The organism is Embleya sp. NPDC020630 (assembly GCF_044334985.1).
Classification (GTDB): Bacteria; Actinomycetota; Actinomycetes; order Streptomycetales; family Streptomycetaceae; genus Embleya.
This window is the reverse complement of sequence record NZ_JBIRUB010000027.1, coordinates 11,761-33,519: the sequence shown is the minus strand read 5'-3', so window position 1 is coordinate 33,519 and position 21,759 is coordinate 11,761. Positions and strand designations below refer to the sequence as shown.

Here is a 21,759-nt window from a genome sequence, read left to right as displayed (position 1 = left end):
GCGCTCACAACGAGGGATCCTGCATCAGGATCGCCTGGTAAAGGTGGTGAAGGCGACTGTTCGGCTTGAGCCCCAACTCCTGGTCGAGCCACTTGCGCGTGCGGTGGAAGACGTCGACGGCCTCGGACTGCCGTCCGCAGCGGTACAGGGCGATCATCAACTGCTCGCTGAACCGCTCGCGTTCGGGGTACTGCGCGAGCAACTGCTTGAGTTCGGCGACAACCGTCCCCGCCTCGCCGAGCTGGAGCTGGGCCGCGATGAGGTCTTCGCGCGCGGTCTTGCGCTGTTCGTCGAGACGCAGCGCCACGGCCCGGCACCAGGGGCCGTCACTCGTGTCGAGCAGGGCCGGCCCGCGCCACATGCCGAGCGCCTCGCGCAGCAGATCCATGGCTTCGTGCGGCCGGTTGACGACCAGGCTCGCGCCCTTGCCCGCCGTTTGCAGAAAGCGGTACGCGTCCACGGCGTCGGCGGGGATGTTCAGCGTGTAGCCGTTGTCCACCGTACGAATCAGCTCGTGACCGGGCCCGCCGAGCCCTAACTCGGCCAGTGACCTGCGCACCCGCTTGACGTTCGCCTGTAACGCGTTGCGCGTGTTCTTGAGCGGCGCCTCGCCCCACAGCTCGTCGATCAGCTCGTCGAAGGTGACCACCTGACCGATGTTGAGCGCCAGCATGGTGAGCATCACCCGGTTCTTCTTCGCGCGTATACCGACGGTTTTCTGACCGTCCCCTAACAGCAGCGGACCCAATATGGAGATGTACACCAAAATCCCCCGTCTACCGTTGAATTCCAGTCACAAGTTGTTCGCTTGCAACGCCGGGCCTGCCACATGGAACAACGGTCGACTCGTTCCGGGCGACCCGAAGGAGGGTAAGAATCCAGGTGGTATTCACGATGGTCAATTATCGGATACGCTAGACGGCTCCGATACTGTACCTTCGTACATGCTTTCGTAGACTTGCGCAACCAGGCCCGCCTGAAGGCGGGATTCCACTTGCAGCTTGACCAGGATGTTTGCCACATGAGCCTTTACGGTTCGTTCCGTGACGTCCAGTCGGGTGGCAATGCCGCGGTTGGAATGCCCCGCCCCGAGGAGCGCGAAAACCTGTTTCTCGCGCCCGGAGAGCGCCCCGACTCGGGCAAGTTCGGTCTGCCAGCGCACCGAAGCAGGGCCGCTGTCGCTGTGCATGAGTCACCCCCGTGATCGCCCCGCTTCCCGGTTGTGCGCACGTCGGAAGGCGCAGACCTCCGCCACGAGGCAGTTGATCATGCGCCGCCGAACACGCATGCGATTCTATGTTTCCCGTCGGAATCCCCACACGGTTTACGGAACCCCCGGCTCGGCGGTTCAACGTGGGCCGGCGAATTTTCCGCGCGCGAACGCACGAAAAAGGTGGCCGGGGGCGGGCCGAAGCCCATCCACCGACCACCCGGAGCCCGGTGCGCGAAGAGCGGTCAGGGAGCCGACGTCCCCTCCGCGACCACGGCCGGCATCCGCGGCCCCCGGGGGCTGTGCTGATACGCGAGCCGCGAGGGCCACCAGGTTTTCCAACCGACCAGCATGACCACGGCCGGCAGGGCGACGATTCGGATGAGCGTGGCGTCGAGCAGCACCGCACCCGCCATACCCACGCCCAACTGCTTGAACTCGATGAAGTTCAGCGACGCGAGCAGGGCGAACACGGAGACCATCACCATCGCGGCGCCCGTCACGACGCCCGCCGTCCGCGTGATGCCCTGTTCGACGGCGTCCCGAATGCCGAGCCCGCCGCGCGCGGCCTCTCTGATCCGGCTGACGACGAAGACGTGGTAATCCATCGACAGGCCGAGCAGGATCACGAAGAGCATCAGTGGCAGCCATGCCACCACCCGACCTGTGGACTGGAAGCGCAGCATGCCTTCCGCCCAGGTCCGCTGGAAGATCAGCGCAAGCAGACCGAAAGATGCCACAGCGGACAGGACGTTGAGGACCACCGTGATCAGCGCGAGCACCAGGGATCGGAAGGCGACGGCCATGACCAGGAAGGTCATGGCCAGCGCCGCCCCGAGTACCCAGGGCATCTTGGCGACGACGTTCGCCCGGTAATCCACGTCGTACGCCACATCGCTGCCGCCGACCGCGAACTCCGCACCCTCGACACCGCCGAGGGTGTTCGGGGCGATGTCCTCGCGCAGCTTCGTCAGCGACTCGCGTGCCTTGCCGGAGCTGCTCTTGAAGCGGGTGCCGACGGAAATGGTGCTGACCGTGCCGTCCGCCGACGTACGCACCAGGGGCTGCGGGATCTGTACGAAGAGGTCGTCGTGCCGCGTGCGGTCGACCAGCGCGGCCACCGCCGTGCGCAGGTCCGCGGCCCGGTCGGCGGAGACCTTCACGGCGATCATGTGCGTGTCGGCCGGGCTGGGGAACGACTTCGTCAGACGCTCGTTGGCCTGCATCGCGGGGATCGACTTGGGCAGGTCGTCGATGCCGGTGGCCTTGAGCCGCAGACCGAGGGCGGGCAACGCGAGGACGAGGAGCACGCCGACGGAGAGCACGAGCGCGAGAACCGGGTGGCGCAAAGACGGCTTGAGCATCGCCGACCACAGGCGAGGCTTGACGCCGCCCTTCTGCGTGAGCCGCCACACCAGGGGGACGCGCGGCTTGTCCAGATAACGCCCGAACTTGGACAGCATGGCCGGCAGGACGGTCAGCGAGGCGCCCATCGCGATGGCGACGACCAAAATCGCGCCCGTGGCCATCGCCTGGAAGGCGATGTGCCCGGCGAAGTAGAGCGCGCACATGGAGACCATCACCACCAGGCCGGAGACCAGCACGGCGTGGCCGGACGTGGCCGCGGCAACCTCGATGGCGTCGACCTCGTTGGCGCCGAGCGCGCGTTCCTCGCGCTGGCGCTTGAGATAGAAGAGCGAGTAGTCGACGCCGATGGCCATGCCCACCAGGACGATGATGTGGGTCACCGGGCCCGGATCCGGCACGAGTTGGGAGGCCGCTCCCCACAGGCCGAGTCCGGTCAGCACCGAGGACAGGCCCAGGACGACGGGGACGCTCGCGGCGACCATCGCGCCGAAGACGAAGACCATGACGAGTAACGTCACCGGCAGGCTCAGCACGGTCGCCCTGCGGCGGCCGTCGTCCAGCAGGTCGTTGAGCCCGGCCCGGATGGAACCCTCGCCGACCAGCTCCACATGTACGTCGGAGTGCGCCTCCTGGGTCCTCTGCACGCTGTCGAGCAGCGGTCGCACCCGGCTGTCGGCGGTCTCGGGGTCTCCGTTGAGCGTCACCGGGACCAGCAGGGCCGAGCCGTCCGAGGCGAGGATCGGCTCGCCGATCGAGGCGATGCCCTTGTCGCCCTTCAGGCCGGACACCGTCTCGTCGGCCGCGGCCCGGGCCTTGGCCACATCGAGCTTGCCGACGTACGGCGTGACCAGGATGTTCTCCACCGCGCGAACCTGCAGACCGCCGCTCTTGGCGATGACGGCCGCCCGGCCGGACTGACCTATGGACAGATCCGAGCTGGTGGCCTGCCGGGTACCCGTGGCGGCGCCGACCGCCAGGGCCCCGAGGACGACCCCGAGCCAGAGCGCGAGTGCCCACCAGGGGTGGACAGCGCTCCACCGCGCGGCCTTGGTGATCACGTTCCTGCCTTCCACGATTACCTCCCCCTCCTCGAAAGGAATACCCGGCACCAAAACACGGTCCTGGCTCAAGAATCCGGCCGGTGCTTTACCATCGTGCTCTCGCGCCCTTAAATCTAGCGACGCTCCGGCACGCGACCACGGGTACGATTACGCCTTTTTGAGGGGAGTTTCTTCTACTTGACACCCGGCCTCTGTCGCATGCCCTCGGTTTCCGTCGGCGACATTGGGTACCACATCCTCGGTGAAACGTAAAAGGGCCCGTCACCGAGCAGCGCGACGGACCCCGCATATCCTTCGGGAAGCAACAGGTCGGCAACTCTCCACGGTCCCGCGAACGGACCCGAGCGCGAGTACACCGTGGCCTGCCGCGCGGTGTGGGCGACGGGAATCGCCATGCCCTCGGTGAGCCTGCCGCCCACCGCCTTCACACACGCCTCCTTCCTCGTCCACAGCCGGGTGAAGGCGCCGATCCCGTCGCGCGCCACCGACTCCCGCTCCTCGTCACCGAAGAAGCGTCGAGCCAACCGCTCGGTGTCCAGGTTCGGGCGAGCCAGTTCCACGTCCACCCCGACCGGTCGCGAGGCCAGGGCGAGCAGGGCGATGTCGCCCGAGTGCGACAGGCTGAAGTGCAGGCCCGCCCCCTCGACGACCGGCTTTCCCCACCGGCCGCGGGCGAAGCGCAGGGCAGCCGGCGGGCGGCCCAGACGCGCGCCGACGACGATCCGGGTCGCGGCGTGCGCGATCACGAAACGGCGCCGCATTCCCGGCACGAGGCCGCGCTCGGCGCGGGCCTTCTCGTCCTCGTCGAGGAGATCTTCGAGGAGACCTTCGAGGGAAGCCGGACAGTGCTCCGGGTCGTCCTCGTCGCCGAGCGATATCCGCCAGACCTCCACCCGCTCCCGACCGTTCTCGTCCTCGACACCCGGCCGGCCGAGCGTGCGGCCGATGTCGCCGCGGTCCGCGCTCACCGGGAGGGCGATCGTGGCATGTCCACGGCCGGTGGCCCGAAGGCGCGGGCGTGGTGCGAGACGATGCGCCGGTACCGCCTCGGCCGGACAACCGTCGGCTGAAGTCCCTTCCGGAAAAAGGAAATCGACATAGTGTCGGGAAGACAGCCGGAAACCGCCGAGAGCGACGTCATGCCAACCACATTGGCGGAGAGCGCTGACGCCCAACTGACGGTGGACTGACTTCAGTCCCGGGGTGTCGCCGCTTTCCCGAGAGAGCGCGCCCCGAGAGGCCCCGAGGCGCGTCGTCTAAACATCCGCACAGGCGCGCGCAATTGCGCGCACGGCGCGTACACGGCGCGCGCGGTCGTTCCGACACCCGCCGACATTCGGCGGTATCGGCACCCGATTTCGCCCGGCGCGGCGGCCTCTCCGTCGCCGTCAGGTCGTCGGGGTCTGCGTGGGGTCCGCCGTGCCGGCTCGGTTGTAGAGGGCGGCGATGTCGGGGCCGAAGCGGCTGCTGTAGGAGGTGAGGTCGTCGCCGCCTTCCTGGTAGCCGCCGATGACGCCGATCACCGTGCCCCGGCCGTTCGCGGGGTCGATGTCGGTGAGCATCGGGCCACCGCTGGTGCCGTCGGGGAAATCCGCGCAGTCGAAGCGCACCTGGGTGTCGGACAGGGCCGTGGTGGTGTTCTGGCAGCCGATCGGCTGCTCCTCGTCGTCCGGGTAGCCGATCAGTCGGGCGGCGCGGTCGACCGGGGAGTCGAAGGAAACCTGTTCGGCGCCGGTGACCTCCTCGATCCGGTCCCCGGTGCCGGGGCGCCGCACCTGGAGGAACGCGACGTCGTAGGCCGGATCCCGGTCCGAGATCCAGCGCGGGTCCACGTCGATCCGGGACGGGACCCACACCCCGTACGGCATGAACCCGTCGTGATAGCCGGGGGCGAAGGCGATGTCGGACGCGAACGCCTCGCCGTAGACGCAGTGCGCGGCGGTGATCACCAGGTTCCGGTTCGGCGAGTGCACCACCGTCGCCGTGCAGAAGTGCTCCGGCTCCGCGCCGTCGCCCACGTGCAAAAGCGCGCCGATCGCCGGCGTCGGCGCGATGGCGCCGGCCCGCAGCGGCTCGGACACCGGCAGCGGCTCGACCGCCTCCGAGCTGATCGTCGGCACGGGTGTCCCCGACGAGGTCGCGGGCGCCCCGCCCAGCAGGCTCGCCGCGATGCGATCGCCCTCGGCCGGATCCGGCAGGTGATAGCCCCGGGCCGCGTCGCCGCCCGCCCGCGACCTTGGATGCCCAGAGATCCGGCCCATCGAGGCCAGACCCGCCACCACCAGCACGGCGGCCACACAGAAGGCGGTACCGACCAGCAGTCGGCGCCTTCCTCGGGTCGCTTCGGAATCCGCGGTTCGTCGCGACACTCGATCACCAATCTCGGCGTAAATTCGGCCTCGGCCCTCGGACGCTACCGGGTGGATCGCTACCCGGGTGAGGACGAATCAGACCGCCGGTCGCACGGTCACACGCTCGTGACGAAGTGTTCTTGCGACCGTCGCCCCAACAGGTGGGAGGGGGGCGACGGTCGCAGGAAACCCCCGTTATCGCACGCCGGCTCGACGCCGTCTCTCCAAACCGCCCGACCGGCCCTGCGACCGTATCCCGGGGCCCGTCGCCGACGGCACCCCGGTATGGGTGATTTATGACTGGCTTAAGGAACCTCCGGGGCTCGGGCCGGTGGCCATCGGCAACGGGCGGCCCGATCATGCCCTCGTGCCGAGGGGGCCGGCGCTGCCACACTTTCCTTGTTCCGCAGGGGTTGTCGGCGGGGTGTCGGCGGGGCGACGGCGGGCCGGAGAGGGCGGGGTACCGATGGCGGGTTCCGACGACTCGTGGTGGACGGTCCGCGCCCGGCTGCGGCTGGTCTGGGCGCCGTGCGCGGCGGTGATGGCGGCCACGGTCGTGGCGCTGGTGGTCGGGCTGACCCTGGACGGCGACGCGCGCTCGCGGGGGCTGCTCCTGGTGCTCGGCGGTGACCTGCTGCTCGTGGTCGGGCTGACCGTGCTGATCGAGGCCGCGTTGCGGCGCACGGTGGAGCGGCCGCTGACCCGGCTGGCCGATCCGAGCGAGCCGCCGAGCCGGGCCGCGCGCTACGACAGCCGCGAGTTCGGCGCAATCGCCGGTGTGATGGCGAGCCTGCGCACCCGGGCCCGCGCCGGGGAGGACCGGGCCCGCCGGGAACGCGAGCACGTCGCCGCGCTGACCGCCGTGGTCGCCGAGCGGGACCGGGAATTGGCCGCCGAGCGCGAGCGGGCCCGGGAGTCGGCGCGCGAGCGGGACGAACTGCGCGCCCGGCTCGACGAACAGGACCGGCGGGCCCGACTCGCCCAGGCCGACCTCGACCAGTTCGCCCACGCCGCGACACACGACATGCAGGATCCGCTGCGGCGGATCGTGTCCTTCGGCCGCATGCTCCAGGAGCGCTACGAGGACGTGTTGGACCGGCGCGGCCGGCAGTACATCGACTTCACCATCGACAACGCGCGCCGACTCCAGGTGCTGATCGACGAGATGGTCACCCTGACCGAGGTGGGCCGCTCACGCGCGGAGAGCGTCGCGGTGGACCTGGACGAGGTGGTCCGGCAGACGTGGCTGGACATGGCGGATCGGGTCGAGGACACCGGCGCCGAGTTGGCGCACGCCGAACTGCCGGTGGTGGACGCCGACCCGGTGTTGCTGGCCACCCTGATCCGGCATCTGCTCGGCAACGCGGTCAAGTTCGCCCGCCCGTACGAGCGCCCGCTGGTACGGGTCGACGCCGAACCGACCGCGGAGGGATGGCGGATCACCGTCACCGACAACGGGATCGGCATCCCGGCAGAGTCGGCGGAACGGGTGTTCGCGGCCTTCCGCCGACTGCACCCGCGCGAGACGTACACGGGCAGCGGGATCGGCCTGGCGATGGCCAAGCGCATCGTCGAACAACACGGCGGCCGGATCGCGGTGGACACCGAGTACACGGCGGGCACGCGGATCGTGTTCACGCTGCCGGAACACTCCGCGGAGGACGCGGAGCCGAAGGACGCGGCACCGGAACACACGGAGCCAAAGGACGCGGCGCCCGAGGGCACGGAACCGGAAAACCCGGCGCCGGAGGGCACCGAGCCGGACAACGCGGAGCCGGAGTACGGACAACCCGAGCCGATTGAACCCGTTCGCTTCACCGATCCGTCGAACCACGAACCCCTCGCGTACGTTTCCGTTGCGTCGGCGCCGCGTGAACGACCGGCGCCGGGAACCACGACGGAGGCAGCCCATGCGAGCGACGGACCCGAGCACCGACCCGACGACCGTCGACCCGACGGGCACCCCGTCGACGAGTAGCGCCGAACCCACTCGACGGATCCTGCTCTGCGGCGCCCTCGTCGCGGCCGGCGGCGTCACGCTGGTGGCCTGCGGCAGCGGCGACGACGGCAAGGACAAGGCCCCGGCCGCCGACAAGGTGCTGGGCCCGGTCGGCGAGGTACCGGTCGGCGGCGGCAAGGTCTACGACGACGCCAAGGTGGTGGTCACCCAGCCCGCCGCCGGCGACTTCAAGGCGTTCACCGCCGTGTGCACCCACCAGCAGTGCCTGGTCGGCAGCGTCTCCGGCGGGCAGATCCACTGCCCCTGCCACGGCAGCAGCTTCGACGCGAACACCGGCGCCGTACTCGGCGGCCCCGCCCCGCGCCCGCTCGCGGCCAAGTCGATCGTGGTCACGAACGGTCAGGTCGTCCTCAAACCCGCGTAACCGACCGACCCCGCCCCAGCCCGTGCGCGTGCCCTGTCGACGATCTCGAATCGGTACTTCCCGGCAAATCCGGGAAAAGGATCAAAGAGGAGTTTTCACGCACATCGGATGTTGGGAGGCGGCCATGACGGGCTTGGACGAGGCGCTGCCGGTCGACCATCGACTCGGGCAGGTCTACCGGTACGGCGGCGGCTTCATGGGCCTCGCGCTGATCGTGTTCGGCATCCTGGGCTTCACGCACAACGTCGGCTTCTTCTCCACCACCGGACGCGAAGTCGCGGGCATGTCGACCAACGGCGCGCTCAGCCTGATCTCGGTCGTGGTCGGCGCGATCCTGATCATCGGCGCGATCATCGGCGGCAACACCGCCTCGACGGTGAACATCGTGGTCGGCGCGCTGTTCGTGATCAGCGGCTTCGTGAACCTGGGTCTGATCGGTACCCCCGACATCAACTACCTGTCCTTCAAGATGCCGAACATCATCTTCAGCTTCGTGGTCGGTCTGCTGGTGATGACGTTCGGCCTGTACGGGCGGGTCAGCGGCCATCTGCCGCACGACAACCCGTACTGGCGCTCGCGCCACCCGGACCAGGCGGCCCGCGAGGACGCCTTCCGCAGCCGGGCCTCGGTCCTGGCCCGCGACGGCGCGTCGGCGCTGGGGACGAGTTCGTCCCGAGCGGGCATCGCCGGCAGCCGCTGAGCCCGGCGGGCGATCACCGTAAGCGAAGGCGCCGCAACGGAGACCATCCCGTTGCGGCGCCTTCCCGCGTGCTCGCCCCCGCACGCTCAGTGCCCGGCCACGCCCTCCGCACCGGGCGGTCGCTCGAAGCGCGGCATCAGGAATGCCAGGCCCCACGCCACGGCCAGGGCGGCGGCGCTGCCGAGGGCGCCGACCGTGAACGCGTCGTCGAACACCCCGCGCACCGCGTCCAGGCTGTGCGCGGCGGGCGCGTTGTCCTCCACGTGGGTGAAGAACAGCGTTCCGAACAGCGCCACCCCCAGCGCCCCCGCGAGCTGCTGGACCGCGTTGAGCACCCCGGAGGCCGAACCGACCTCGTGATCGGCCACCCCGGCCAGCGCGATCCCGAAGAACGGCGCCATCAGCAACCCGAACCCGAAGCCCGCGACGGCGGTCGCCGGCAGCAGGATCCAGGTGTTCACCGGGCCGTCGTGCATCGTGATGGTGGCCGCGGTCCCGAGTACCCCGAGCAGGCCGACCACCAGGCCCGCGTGCAGCACCCGACGGCCGTACTTCGCGGCGAGCACGGCCCCCGCCAGACCCGCGCCGACGGTCGAGCCCAGCGACCACGGGATCAGCGCGAGCGCCGCGTGCGTCGCGGACCAGTCCAGGCCGATCTGGAGGTAGACGCCGAGCACGAGCATCAGGCCGATCATCGAGGCGAACATCATCAGGCCGACCGCCAGGGCGCCGGTGAACGCACGATTGGCGAACAGGCTGACCTCGACCAGCGCGTCGCGACCCGCGCGGGTGGTGCGCACCTCGTACCAGGCGAACAGCCCGAGCACCGGCAGCGAGGCCGCCAGGCAGCCGAACGTCCAGGCGGGCCAGCCCTCTTCACGACCCTGGACGAGCGGGTAGACGAGCAGCATCATCGCCGCGGTGACCAGCACGACGCCGACGAGGTCGAGACCGGGGCGGCGGGCGGTCGTACTCGGCTCGGGCCGGGGCACCACGCGGGCGCCGGCGACCAGGGCGAACAGGCCCAGCGGCACGTTCACCATGAACACCGCGCGCCAGCCGAGGCCGAACACGTCGGCGTCCATGACCACGCCGCCCAGGATCGGGCCGAGCACCGCGGCCAGCCCCATCGAGGGGCCGAACACCGCGAACGCGGCGCCGACCTCGCTCTCGTGGAACATGTCCCGGATCAGACCGAGCGCCTGCGGCACCATCATCGCCGCGGCGAACCCCTGCAGGCCGCGGGCCCCGATCAGCATCTCCGGCGACTGGGCCAGCCCGCACAGCGCGGAGGTGACGGTGAACGCGGTCACCCCCATCAGGAACATCCGCCGCCGGCCCAGGATGTCGCCCAGACGGGCGCCGGTGATCAGGAACATCGCGAACGCGAGCGTGTACGCGGCGGAGAACCACTGGAGGTGGGTGGAATTGCCGCCGAGCGCGTTCCGGATGCCGGGACCGGCGACGTTGACGATCGTCGCGTCGAGCAGGTCCATGATGTCGGCGCCCATGACCACCGCGAGGCCGATCCAGCGCAATCGGTAGGGCGTGCGTTTTCCCGTCTCGGCCGCGGCCGGCGCGGCGTTGGTGACGTCGGTGTCCATCGTCTCCCCCGTCTCCCCTTCTGGTTCCACTCCGGTTTTCGAACACTGTTCGTGCTCCGAACAGCGTTCCCATCTCGAACACTGTTTTAGGTGCGAACACTGTTCGAGTCAAGTACAGTGTTCGTAAAGTCGCAGGATTCGTGGGATTGGTCGAGGAGGTGGCGCCGTGTCCGAGGCTCCCGAAGTACCCCTGCCGCCGTGGCGCACGACGCCCAAGGCTCGGGGGCCGCGCAAACCGGCGCTGTCGCAGGAGGCGATCGTCACCGCCGCGCTGGAGATCATCGACGCGGAGGGCATGGACGCGCTGAGCATGCGCCGGGTGGCCCAGCGCTTCGAGACGGGGGCGGCGTCGCTGTACGCCTATGTCGCCAACAAGGAGGAACTCGTCGAACTCGTGGTGGACCGGGTCAACGGTGAGGTGCACGTCCCGGTCGCCGATCCCGAGCGCTGGCGCGAGCAGTTGCGCGAGACGATGTTCGCGATCCGCGACGTCTACGCGGCACACCGCGACCTGGGCCGGGCCACGATCGGCTCGGTGCCGATCGGTCCCAACTCGCTCCAGTCGTCGGAGCGGCTGCTGGCCATCCTGCGCGCGGGCGGACTGTCCAAGCGGGTCTGCGCGTTCGCCGCCGACGTGTTGTCCATGTACACCGTGATGTCCGGCCTCGAACTGGGCGGACCGGAGGCCGGGCACGGCTCGACCGACGCCGAGCGCGGCGCCTACTACGCGCGGATCCAGGAGTACTTCCTGTCCCTGCCCGCGTCCCGCTTCCCCACGCTCGCCTCGCTGGGCGCCGAGTTGACCAGCGGCGACGGCGACGAGCGCTTCGCGTTCGGGATCGACGTACTGCTGCTCGGCCTGATCGCGTACTCCGAACGGGAGTCCTGACCCGGACCCGGCGTCGACACCCCGTCGCGCCGGCTCCCCGTCGGTAGGTGTGGAGCAGCATGGGGAACAGGGACCACGGCACGGTCCGACGTTCTCGGGAGGCTGCATGTTCGACATCGGGGAATTCAAGGCCGGACCGCGCAACGCGATCACCGACGTGGCCGGGCTGCGGGTCGGGCACGCGGCGTACACCGACGCGGGAGCGATGACCGGGACCACCGTCCTGCTCGGCCCGGTCGGCGGCTTCGTGGCGGGGGTGGACGTGCGCGGCGGCGCACCGGGCACACGCGAGTTGGACGCGCTCGATCCGCGCAACCTGGTGCCGCGGATCGAGGCGATCGTGCTCAGCGGGGGCAGTGCGTTCGGGCTGGACGCGGCCGGCGGGGCGGTGGCGTGGCTGGCCGAGCGCGGGCGGGGGTTCCCGGTCGGCGCCGAGCCGCACCAGGTGGTGCCGGTGGTGCCCGCGGCCTCGCTGTTCGACCTCGGGCGCGGCGGCGACTGGCAGCGCCGGCCCGACGCGGCGCTCGGGCGGGCGGCGATCGCGGCGGCGGACGCCGAACCGGAGCACGCGCCGGTGCCGACGGGCAGCGTGGGCGCGGGCACGGGGGCGATGGTCGGCGGGCTGCGCGGCGGGGTGGGTACCGCGAGCGTGGTGCTGCCCGGCGGCGTCACGGTCGCCGCGCTCGCGGTGGTCAACGCTGCCGGGTCGCCGGTCGACCCGATCGGCGGGCTGCCCTACGCGGTCGGCCTCGGCCTGCCCGGCGAGTTCCCGCTCACCCCGCCCGAACACGCCGAGCACGCCGCCGCGTTGACCCGCGCGGCGGCCGCGGCGCAGACCCCGCCCTCGCTCAACACCACGATCGGGATCGTCGCCACCGACGCGACGCTGACCAGGTCCCAGGCGCAGAAGGTGGCGGGCGTCGCGCACGACGGGCTGGCCCGGGCGATCCGTCCCGTACACACCCTCTACGACGGCGACACGATCTTCGCGGTGTCCACGGCCCGCGTCCCGCTGCCCGCGCTCGACCCGACCACGCCGTACGGGGTCAACGAGGAGGCCGCCGCGCTGACCCTGCTGCACGCCGCGGCGGCGGACGTGTTCGGCCGGGCCGTCCTGCACGGGGTGCTCGCGGCGAAGCGCGGCGGGTCGGTGCCGGCGTACCGCGATCTTTATCCGAATTCCACCTGTCGATACGACGGGTGACGTTTCGGCGAATTCCCAAACCCGGTCGCGGCCCGGCGTCGGCGCCGGCCTATCATCTTCGATTCGAGGACGAGTTTTCCCGTTTCCGAAGGGGCTCGAAAACTGACGGAGCGGTCGCCGACGTGGGTCACGTGGATCATTTCCAGTACGGAGCGTTGACCCCGGTCATCGCCTACCTGATGTCGTGTCTCGGCTCGGCGCTGGGGTTGTTGTGCACGACGCGGGCCCGCGCGGTGCGCGGTTGGGTGAGGGCACGCTGGTTGGTCCTGGGCGCGGCGTCGATCGGCGGTACCGGAATCTGGGTCATGCATTTCATCGGCATGCTCGGTTTCTCGGTCCTGGGCACGCCCATCCGCTACGACGTGTCCAAGACGATCGCCTCGCTCGTGCTCGCGGTGATCGTGGTCGGCATCGGCATGGCCATCGCGGGTCGACGCAACGCGGGATGGGTCGGTCTGGTGCTGGGCGGCGTGGTCACCGGCGGCGGCGTGGCGAGCATGCACTACATGGGCATGGCCGCGCTGAGCCTGGACGGCAGGATCCACTACGACACGCTGCGCGTGACGTTGTCGATCGTGATCGCGGTGGTCGCGGCCACCGCCGCGTTGTGGGCCGCGCTGCACGTGAGCGGATTCGCGGCGACCGGGGGCGCCGCGTTGATCATGGGCCTGGCGGTCGGCGGAATGCACTACACGGGAATGTCGGCGATGAGTGTGCGTACCGAGGGCGCGCACGGGTTGGCACACGGTGTGGAGGCGACACAATTCCTCGCGCCGTTGATCACGGGAATCAGTCTTTTCACGGTGATCACGTTGTTCATGGTGGCCCTGTCGCCGTCCGCCGACGAGATCAGGGAAGAAGCCGAACTCAGCGCCCGGCTGGCCCGGTTGCAAGACAATCCAGGCACCCCGTTCGCGGCCGGGAATGCCGGCGGCGGACGGGTATCGCATCGACGGCGCACCGAGAACGATCCCCGGGATTACTTCCGCGGCGGACGCTGATCCGGGCTTCGGGTCGGGCGGGGCGGGCCGGAGCGGCCGAGGCGGCCCCGAGATAACGCTTGATTGCGTCAATGATTTGGCGCAGACTCGCACGACGTCTCAACCAGCCCGACGCGTCGGCGCACCGTCGGCGCGTGGTCAGGAGGAACCCGATGCCGACTCCCGTGCCCCTGGACGAATATCCGGTCCACCAGGTCCCGCTGTTCCACAGCGAGGTCGGCTCGACCGACCGGAACTTCTACGACCGCTGCATCATGCACGCCTACGACCGCACGGGCGGCGTACAGATCGCCACCGGCCTGGGCGTCTACCCCAACCTGGGCGTGATCGACGCGTACGTGGTGGTCCGCAGGGACGGTCGCCAGCACGCGGTGCGGATGTCGGGCGCGCTCGGCCCGGACCGGATGCGGCAGGAGGTCGGTCCGTACCGCATCGAGGTGTTGGAGCCGCTGTCCAGCGTGCGCGTGGTGTGCGACGCGCCGGAGCAGGGCATCACGATCGACCTCACCTTCACCTCGCCGTTCGCACCGCTGCCGGAACCTCGACACGTGCAGCGCAGCGACTTCAAGCCGATGCTGGACGCGTCGCGCTTCGTCCAGATCGGCGACTGGACCGGCACGGTGACCCTGGACGGCGAGGAGATCACGGTCACCCCGCGGACCTGGTCCGGCTCGCGCGACCGCTCGTGGGGCATCCGCCCGTCGGGCGAGGCGCCGCCGGCCGGACGGCCCGCGCAGACCGCCGGGTTCTGGTGGAACTGGATCCCGCTGCACCTGGGCGATCAGGCGCTGATGATCATCGCGCAGGAGTCCGCCGACGGGCACCGCTTCCTGACCGAGGCGATCCGGATGTACCCGATCGCCTCCGGGAAGGCGCCCGAGCAGTTGGGCTGGCCCGAGTTCGACGTGCGGTACACGCCCGGCACCCGGCACCCCGAGGGCGCCGACATCCACCTGACCGACCGCAAACGCAACGCGCTCACGCTGCGTCTGGAGAACCACGGGTACATCGCGCTCAACGTCGGCGCGGGCTATGGCGGCGACCCCGATTGGGGGCACGGGCAGTGGAGGGGCGGGGACTACCTCGACGGCGCGGTGTACGAGCAGAAGGATCCCGGGGTGGCCAAGCGCATCCCGTTCGGTGTGATCGACCATGTGGCCACCGCTCGGCTGCTCGGTCCGGACGGCGCCCTGATCGCGGAGGGTCTGGGCATCTTCGAGCACGGCACGTTCGGGCGGCACGACCCGTCGGGGTTCACGGGGTGGGACTCGGTGGCGTCGTAGCGGCCGGGGCCCGCTTCCGGCGCAACCGGCGCACCTTACCGGACATGCGCCGTTGATGCCCGCAAAACGCACAGATTGCTGAAATACCGGGACAGTTCGCGGTATTCATAGGCGCGGGACCGGTGTCACTCACTCCCGTGACCCGCCGACCGCCGGGCCGTGCACGCGAGTCCTCCCGCGCGCCCGGCCCGGCAGGTCTCGGCCGGAGCGGTCCGGCTCAGTCGTCGGCCAGGAACGCGTTCAGCCGCTCCGTGGTCTCGATCCACTCCTCGACCAGCGACATCACGACCTCCTGCGTCGGCCGGACCCGGTCGAGCATGCCGACCACCTGGCCGACCGGCCAGCCGTTGAGCTCCTTGTTCTTCGTCCGGGTGAACCGCCGGGACGCCGCGTTGAAGATGATGCCCTGGAGCGGCATCGGCAGCGGGTCGGGGTTGGCCGGGTCCTCCCACGCCTCGGTCCACGCGCTCCTGAGCTGGCGAGCGGGCTTGCCGGTCATCGCGCGCGAGCGCACGGTGTCGGTGGACTTGGCCTCCAGGAGGTTTTGTACCGAGACCTCGTGGGTGTCCGCCTCGGCGACGGTGAGCCACAGGCTGCCGGTCCACACCCCCTGCGCGCCGAGCGCCAGCGCGGCGGCCATCTGCCGGCCGCCGCCGATGCCACCGGCGGCGAGCACCGGGATGTCGGGGCCGACCGTGTCCACCACCTGCGGGATGAGCACCATCGTGGAGATCTCGCCGCAGTGCCCGCCGGCCTCGGTGCCCTGCGCGACCACCACGTCCACGCCCGCCTCGACCTGCTTCTGCGCGTGTCGGGGGCTGCCGCACAGGGCGCCGACCAGGACCCCCGCCGCGTGGCAGGCGTCGATGATGTCGGCCGGCGGCGGGCCGAGCGCGTTGACGAACATCTTCACCAGCGGGTGCTTCAGCGAGACCTCGATCTGCGCGCGCGACTCCAGGTCCACGTTCAGCCCGGCCGCCTTGACCGGTCGGTCCGCCAACTCGGGGGGCAGCGGCGGGATGTTGTGCGTCTCCAGGAGTTCGTCGACGAACTTCCAGTGCCGCTCCGGGATCAGCTTCTCCAGGTTGGCGGGCAACGCCGCCTCGCCGCCGCCCTTGCCGATGTAGGCCATCGGGATCGCCAGGTCGACGCCGTACGGCTTGCCGTCGGTGTGCTCGTCGAGCCAGGCCAGCTCGACCTCCAGCTGCTCGGGGTCGAACGCGAGCGCGCCCAGGACCCCGAAGCCTCCGGCTCGGCTGACCGCCGCGACCACGTCGCGGCAGTGGGAGAACGCGAAGATCGGGAACTCGATCCCTAGCTTCGCGCAGATGGGGGGCTTCATCGGCACAACCTCCGGTCACCGGGTGAAGGCCCCAGAATAGGAAGGCTCCTTGACCAAATCAAGGTCAAGGAGCCTTACCATTTGCGCCGGGGCGCCGGGGCGGCACCCGCCCCGCTACGGCTTGTCGGTGCCGACCGCCCACATCGCGAAGTACTGCGCCGCCGCGCCGTACGCCTGGGCGAGGGCGACCTTCGCGCCGTCCACCTGATGCTCCCCGGCCGTACCCCGGACCTGGAGCGCCGCCTCCAGGAAGCGGAGCATGCCGGAGGCGCCGATCGGGTTCGAGGACAACACGCCGCCGGACGGGTTGACCGGGAAGTCGCCGTCGAAGGCGGTCTCGCCCCGGTCGACCATCTTCCAGCCCTCGCCCACCGGCGCGATGTCGTGGCCCTCCAGCCACATCGGCTCGTACCAGGAGAACGGCACGTACAACTCGGCCACGTCGATCTGCCGGCGCGGGTCGGTGATGCCGGCCTGGCGGTACACGTCCCACGCGCAGTCGACGCCGGCCTGCGGGCGGATCGGGTCGCGGCCGTTGAAGGACGACGGCTCGGAGCGCATCGAGGTGCCCAGTACCCAGGCCGGCGCCCGCCCGTCGGCCGCCGCCGCGTCGCCGCCCGCCTCGTCGGTCAGCACGATCGCACCGGCGCCGTCGGAGGACGGGCACGACTCCAGGAAGTGCAGCGGGTCCCACATCATCGGCGACTCGCGGACCTTGTCGATCGAGATGTCCTTGAGCTGGAGATGCGCGTACTCGTTGCGCAGCGCGTTCTGCCGGTCCTTGACCGCCACCTGCCAGCCGATGTGCTCGGGCGCGCCGGACTTGCGGATGTAGGCGCGAATCCACGGCGCGAACGCGCCGCCCGCGCCGATCGAGCCGGACTTGCCGCCGCCCAGGCCGAATTGCGCGTTCCCCTCGGACTGCTTCTCCCACGCCACCGCCAGCACCCGCATGTGGACGCGGCTGCTGATCAGGTGGGAGGCCACGATCGCGGTGGATCCGCCCACGCTGCCGGCGGTGTGTACCCGGAACACCGGCTTGCCGGCGCCGCCGAGCGCGTCCGAGAGGTAGAGCTCGGGCTTCATCACGCCCTCGAAGATGTCGGGCGCCTTCCCGATCACCACCGCGTCGATGTCGCTCCAGGTCATCCGTGCGTCGTCGAGCGCACGCTGGGCGGCCTCGCGGACGAGCCCGGCGATCGACAGGTCGTCGCGCCGCTTCTTGTGCTTGGTCTGGCCGATGCCGACGACGGCAACGCGCTCATGGGTCATCGGTTGTCACCTTCCAGGACACAGACGAGGTTCTGCTGGAGTGCCGGGCCCGAGGTGGCGTGCCCGAGCGTGCGCGAGCGTCCGTCGACGAGGATCGCCTCGGCCGCGTCGGCGATCCGGACCAGGCCGGTGGCCATCAGCGGGTTGCCGGTGAGCGCGCCGCCGGAGGGGTTGATCAGGACGTCGTCGGCCAGGCCGAGCGACTGCCGCAGGATCACCTCCTGCGCGGTGAACGGCGCCATCAGCTCGGCCACTTCGACACCGGCCACGCCGCCGGCGCGCGCCGCGGCGAGCCGGGTGGAGGCGGAGTCGGTCAGGTCGCGCAGGGCCGGGTTGTGCACCTCGCTGCGGTGGTCGATCCCGGTGATCCAGGCTGGGCGCTCGGTCAGTTCGGCGGCCCGCGGGCCGCGCACCAGGACCACCGCGCAGGCACCGTCCGAGATCGGCGGCAGGTCGCTCCTGCGCAGCGGGTTGCGCAGGTAGCCCTCGGCGAGCAGCTTGTCCACGTCCTGCTCGGCGGTGCGTACCTGCTGGTTCGGGTTGCCGGCCGCGTCCCGGCGCGAGCGCGCGGCGATCTCGGCGAGTTCGCGTTCGGTGCTCTTGCCGGACTCGATCAGCTGCCGGGCCTGGAGCGCGGCCAGCGAGACCGGGTCCAGGCCGAGCGGCGCGAGGTAGTACGGGTCGAGTTCGAGCGGGTAGATGGCGGCCGGGTCGCCGGTGGAGGACTTGCCCGAGCCCATCGCCACCGCGATGTCGATGTCGCCGTGCCGCAGCCGCACCCACGCCTCGTACATCGCCCAGGCGCCGTCCATCTCCACGTGCGACTCGTGGATCGGCGGCCAGGCGCCCATCGCGTCCAGGTTCGGCACGAACGAGAACGTGCCGCCGGAGATGTAGTCGCACGACCCCTGGCAGCTGAAGCCGATGTCGGAGCGCCGCAGCCCGACCTTGCCCAGCGCCTCGTCGACGACGATGAGCAACATCTCGGTCTCGGTGAGCTCCTGCCGGCGTACCGCCGGGAGCTGCGCGGTCGCGACGATCGCGATGTCGCTGTCCTGCCGCACTGCCGTCTCCCTTGTCTCGCCCGCCTTTTGACGTGTCGTCATTTTTGACCCGCCGTCATGTGACCTGCCGTCATGTGACGTGTCGTCATCAGAACACCCGGTTCATGTATTGCTCGGCGGGCTCGTCCGGCTCGCCGGTGGGCCGCCAGCCCTTGATGAAGCCCGCGACGGTGCCCCAGCCCTTGCTGGTGATCTCCGCGGCGTCGCGTTCGGCCTCGGGCATCCACTCCGCTTGCACCCGCATGCCGACCCGGATCTCGGACACGGGGAGGTCCAGGATCTGCTGCTGGGCGATCACCATCTCGTCGCCTTCGAGCACGACCGAGGCGCGCGCGAACGGCTCGGTCTCCTTCTGCCCGGGGTACGGGGTGGGGGTGACGATGGTGTAGTTGGACACCACGCCCCGGTCGGGCAGGTCCTCGTCCAGTTCGGGACCCAGCCGGATGGCGTCCACGGAGCAGTAGCCCCGGCCCAGGAACACCCGGTTGCACTGCGGGCAGCGCTGGCCGGTCAGCTTGCCCGCGCGCAGGTTGCTCGCGTAGCGGACCAGGGTGGGCGAGAGCACGTCGGTGTAGGTGATCGTGGAGAAGTACTCCATCGTGGTCACCTCCTGCGCCTCGCCGGGCTCGCCCTCCGGGGCCTCGACCCGCTCGCCGGGGACGAAGCAGACGATGTCGTCGATCCGGCCCACGGGCTCGTCCCGCCAGCGCGGCGCGACCCGCATGCCGGTGTACACGGCGTCCTCGGCGCCCGCGTCGAGCACGTGCACCAGGTCGGTGTCGGCGCCGTCCAGGCGGATCAGGACGAAGGCGAACGGGCGGTCCAGCGGGTGCGACGCGATCGGTTCGGCGACCCAGGTCCAGGACCGGACGGCGCCGGCGGGGCCCACCTCGACGAAGTCGCGCGCGAGCTCGTTCCCGGTCTCCGGGTCGTACTCCATCGGCGGCACGATCACCCGCTCGCCGGAGCGGATGCCGACGATCCGGCGGGCGGTCAACTCGGAGAAGAAGCGGCCCATGACCGGCCCGAGTGTGCGCTTGTAGGGGAACTGGATGGTACTGACGGTCTGTGTCGACACGGTCATCCTCTCGGCCTTGGAACGAGGTCGGCCACCGGCCGAACGATAGGTAAGGTTCCTTGACGAGGTCAATGGATAGCGAAAACATGTTCTCTCCGGGCCTGTTCGAGAGCCCGGGAGCGACGGGCCGACTCAGCAGTTTTGGATAAGTTTTCGGCCGGGCGGCGAACTAGCGTTGGGGACATGTTCACCTCGATCTTCCAATCACAGATCTTCGTCCTCGACCAGAACGAGGCACTCGACTTCTACGTGGGCAAGCTCGGCCTGGAGGTCAAGGCCGACGTCGACATGGGCTTCATGCGCTGGCTGACCGTCGGCATCCCCGGCGAGGCCGGCCGCGAGATCCTGCTCGAAAAGCCCGGACCGCCGTCGATGTCCGCCGAGACGGCCGAGCAGGTGCGCGACCTGGTGACCAAGGGGGCGATGGGCGGCTGGCTCATCTTCATCACCGCGGACTGCCGCAAGACCTACGAGACGCTGCTGGCCAAGGGCGTCGAGTTCACCGAGGAGCCCACCGAGCGGCCGTACGGGGTCGACTGTGGGCTGCGCGACCCGTTCGGGAACCGGATCCGGTTCACCCAGCCGAACACCTGACGACGCCGGTGCCCGGTTCCGCCGCGGGCGGTCGGGCGCGGGCGGTCAGCCGCTCGGGCGGGACCAGGCCATCGTGAAGCAGGTCGGCACCCGGGCGGCCACCGCCTCCTTGCGATAGGCGCGCGGTGATCGGCCGACGATGTCGTGGAAGGTACGGCTGAACGTGCCGGGGCTGGCGAAGCCGACCTCGAAGCAGATGTCGGTCACGCTGCGGTCGCTCTCTCGGAGCAGGAACATCGCCCGTTCGACCCGGCGCCGCTGGAGATAGCGATGCGGCGTCTCACCGAAGGTGGCCCGGAAGGTGCGGGTGAAGTGCGCCTCGGACACGTGCGCGATGCGGGCCAGGGCCGGGACGTCCAGCGGCTGCGCGTACGCGCGGTCCATCGCGTCGCGGGCCCGCAACATGCGGCGGTTGGTGTCCTCGGTGGCACGGCTCACGGGGCCATCCCATCACGGTTTTGTCGATGGCCGGCCGCGTGGTCGACACACTCCGCCGGCGAGCCCGCTCCGGCTCCCGCCGGGGCGGCGCGCTCGTCGGTGTGCCGGTCGGGCGTCAGCGGCCGACGTGCTCGGCCAGGAAGTCCTCCCAGGTGCGGGTGCCGACGGTGGCCTTGTCGAGCGACAGGTTGACGCCCGCGCGGTAGGCGCGGCCGATCTTGCCGGGGATGCGGACCGGGAGGTGGAGGCGGCGCTTGCCGGCCGCGGCGAGGTAGCCGCGCGCGAGTTCGCCCATCGTGTAGACCTTGGGGCCGGTCAGGTCGGCGACCAGGCCCGACGGGGCGCCGAGGGTGAGTTCGACCATGCGCTTCGCGACATCGCGGCCGTCGACGGGCTGGAAGCGCAGGCCGCCCGGGTTGGGCACCACCGGGAACTTGGTCATCGAGCCCATCATCTTCAACACGAGTTCGTTGAACTGGGCGGCGCGCAGGGTGGTCCAGGGCAGCCCCGACCCGGTCACCGCCTGCTCGGCGCCGAGCTTGGCGCGGAAGTAGCCGATCGGCATGGTGTTCGCGCCGATCACCGAGATGTACACGAGGTGCCGCACATCGGCGTCCTTCGCGGCGCGCACCAGGTTGCGGGTCGCCTCGTCGTCGCCCTTGGCGCCGCCGGCCAGGTGCAGCACGGTGTCGACGCCCTTCATCGCGTCGTCGATCCCCTCGTTCTTCAGCAGATCGGCGCGCACCTGCTCGACACCGTCGGCCGAGGTGCCGCCGCGCCGGCTGAGCACGCGAACCTCGCGACCGGCCTCGCGCAGCTGCGGGACGATCAGGCTGCCGAGGGTGCCGGTACCGCCGGTGACCAGGATCGATGCGCTCATGACGACTCCTTCGAAAGCCGCCCCGGCTCGTTTCCG

The 21,759-nt window shown here is 70.3% G+C and carries 20 protein-coding genes; 8 read left to right on the top strand and 12 right to left on the bottom strand.

The features are described 5' to 3' along the window. Positions 1-4: 4 nt before the first annotated feature. The 5 genes from ACH4XV_RS42940 to ACH4XV_RS42920 form a co-directional block, all read right to left on the bottom strand. Positions 5-763: a BTAD domain-containing putative transcriptional regulator gene (locus ACH4XV_RS42940; RefSeq protein WP_395799078.1), complete on the bottom strand. Its 759-nt coding sequence runs from the start codon at positions 761-763 to the stop codon at positions 5-7. Positions 764-898: 135 nt separating this feature from the next. Beyond that, complete coding sequence (locus ACH4XV_RS42935) at positions 899-1,189, bottom strand: helix-turn-helix transcriptional regulator (RefSeq protein WP_078975919.1); 291 nt, start codon at positions 1,187-1,189, stop codon at positions 899-901. Positions 1,190-1,455: 266 nt separating this feature from the next. Next, positions 1,456-3,651: an MMPL family transporter gene (locus ACH4XV_RS42930; RefSeq protein WP_395799076.1), complete on the bottom strand. Its 2,196-nt coding sequence runs from the start codon at positions 3,649-3,651 to the stop codon at positions 1,456-1,458. 161 nt (positions 3,652-3,812) lie between these two features. Then, positions 3,813-4,607 (bottom strand): 4'-phosphopantetheinyl transferase family protein, encoded by a 795-nt coding sequence (locus ACH4XV_RS42925; RefSeq protein WP_395799074.1) that lies wholly within the window; start codon positions 4,605-4,607, stop codon positions 3,813-3,815. A 420-nt stretch (positions 4,608-5,027) separates the two neighbouring features. Continuing rightward, positions 5,028-5,936 carry a trypsin-like serine peptidase gene (locus ACH4XV_RS42920; protein WP_395799072.1) on the bottom strand — a complete coding sequence of 303 codons (909 nt, stop codon included), beginning with the start codon at positions 5,934-5,936 and terminating at the stop codon, positions 5,028-5,030. A 520-nt stretch (positions 5,937-6,456) separates the two neighbouring features. On the opposite strand from ACH4XV_RS42920, the gene ACH4XV_RS42915 reads away from it, so the two are divergent. The 3 genes from ACH4XV_RS42915 (at position 6,457) to ACH4XV_RS42905 (ending at position 9,074) form a co-directional block, all read left to right on the top strand. Further along, a complete protein-coding gene (locus tag ACH4XV_RS42915) occupies positions 6,457-7,968 on the top strand; it encodes an ATP-binding protein (protein ID WP_395799070.1) in 1,512 nt (503 codons plus the stop codon). After that, complete coding sequence (locus ACH4XV_RS42910) at positions 7,901-8,374, top strand: Rieske (2Fe-2S) protein (RefSeq protein WP_395799068.1); 474 nt, start codon at positions 7,901-7,903, stop codon at positions 8,372-8,374. Before ACH4XV_RS42915 ends, ACH4XV_RS42910 begins: the two co-directional genes overlap by 68 nt. A 124-nt stretch (positions 8,375-8,498) precedes the next feature. Further along, positions 8,499-9,074, top strand: coding sequence for a DUF4383 domain-containing protein (locus ACH4XV_RS42905; protein ID WP_395799066.1), 576 nt, complete (start codon positions 8,499-8,501; stop codon positions 9,072-9,074). A gap of 86 nt (positions 9,075-9,160) precedes the next feature. Here the strand turns inward: ACH4XV_RS42905 and ACH4XV_RS42900 are convergent, their stop codons facing one another. Further along, positions 9,161-10,678 (bottom strand): MFS transporter, encoded by a 1,518-nt coding sequence (locus tag ACH4XV_RS42900; RefSeq protein WP_395799064.1) that lies wholly within the window; start codon positions 10,676-10,678, stop codon positions 9,161-9,163. A 166-nt stretch (positions 10,679-10,844) separates the two neighbouring features. On the opposite strand from ACH4XV_RS42900, the gene ACH4XV_RS42895 reads away from it, so the two are divergent. From ACH4XV_RS42895 to ACH4XV_RS42880, 4 genes are all read left to right on the top strand, one after another. Then, positions 10,845-11,567, top strand: coding sequence for a TetR/AcrR family transcriptional regulator (locus ACH4XV_RS42895; protein ID WP_395799062.1), 723 nt, complete (start codon positions 10,845-10,847; stop codon positions 11,565-11,567). 106 nt (positions 11,568-11,673) lie between these two features. Further along, positions 11,674-12,771 (top strand): P1 family peptidase, encoded by a 1,098-nt coding sequence (locus ACH4XV_RS42890; RefSeq protein WP_395799060.1) that lies wholly within the window; start codon positions 11,674-11,676, stop codon positions 12,769-12,771. A gap of 131 nt (positions 12,772-12,902) precedes the next feature. Continuing rightward, positions 12,903-13,772: an MHYT domain-containing protein gene (locus ACH4XV_RS42885; RefSeq protein ID WP_395799058.1), complete on the top strand. Its 870-nt coding sequence runs from the start codon at positions 12,903-12,905 to the stop codon at positions 13,770-13,772. A gap of 152 nt (positions 13,773-13,924) precedes the next feature. Then, complete coding sequence (locus ACH4XV_RS42880; RefSeq protein WP_395799056.1) at positions 13,925-15,055, top strand: hypothetical protein; 1,131 nt, start codon at positions 13,925-13,927, stop codon at positions 15,053-15,055. Positions 15,056-15,272: 217 nt separating this feature from the next. On the opposite strand, the gene ACH4XV_RS42875 is transcribed toward ACH4XV_RS42880, so the two are convergent. The 4 genes from ACH4XV_RS42875 to ACH4XV_RS42860 all read right to left on the bottom strand — a co-directional run bounded on the left by ACH4XV_RS42875 (position 15,273) and on the right by ACH4XV_RS42860 (position 19,817). Further along, positions 15,273-16,397 (bottom strand): NAD(P)H-dependent flavin oxidoreductase, encoded by a 1,125-nt coding sequence (locus tag ACH4XV_RS42875; RefSeq protein ID WP_395799054.1) that lies wholly within the window; start codon positions 16,395-16,397, stop codon positions 15,273-15,275. Between the two features lie 114 nt (positions 16,398-16,511). Next, a complete protein-coding gene (locus ACH4XV_RS42870) occupies positions 16,512-17,669 on the bottom strand; it encodes a thiolase domain-containing protein (RefSeq protein WP_395799052.1) in 1,158 nt (385 codons plus the stop codon). Next, a complete protein-coding gene (locus ACH4XV_RS42865; protein WP_395799050.1) occupies positions 17,666-18,733 on the bottom strand; it encodes a lipid-transfer protein in 1,068 nt (355 codons plus the stop codon). Before ACH4XV_RS42865 ends, ACH4XV_RS42870 begins: the two co-directional genes overlap by 4 nt. A gap of 88 nt (positions 18,734-18,821) precedes the next feature. Then, a complete protein-coding gene (locus ACH4XV_RS42860; protein WP_395799048.1) occupies positions 18,822-19,817 on the bottom strand; it encodes a Zn-ribbon domain-containing OB-fold protein in 996 nt (331 codons plus the stop codon). A gap of 177 nt (positions 19,818-19,994) precedes the next feature. Between ACH4XV_RS42860 and ACH4XV_RS42855 the strand changes: the two genes are divergently transcribed. After that, on the top strand, positions 19,995-20,405 hold the full coding sequence (locus ACH4XV_RS42855) for a VOC family protein (protein WP_395799046.1): 411 nt from the start codon (positions 19,995-19,997) through the stop codon (positions 20,403-20,405). Between the two features lie 45 nt (positions 20,406-20,450). Here the strand turns inward: ACH4XV_RS42855 and ACH4XV_RS42850 are convergent, their stop codons facing one another. Continuing rightward, a complete protein-coding gene (locus ACH4XV_RS42850; protein WP_380009036.1) occupies positions 20,451-20,843 on the bottom strand; it encodes a helix-turn-helix domain-containing protein in 393 nt (130 codons plus the stop codon). 115 nt (positions 20,844-20,958) lie between these two features. Continuing rightward, positions 20,959-21,723: an SDR family oxidoreductase gene (locus tag ACH4XV_RS42845; RefSeq protein WP_395799044.1), complete on the bottom strand. Its 765-nt coding sequence runs from the start codon at positions 21,721-21,723 to the stop codon at positions 20,959-20,961. Positions 21,724-21,759: the final 36 nt, after the last annotated feature.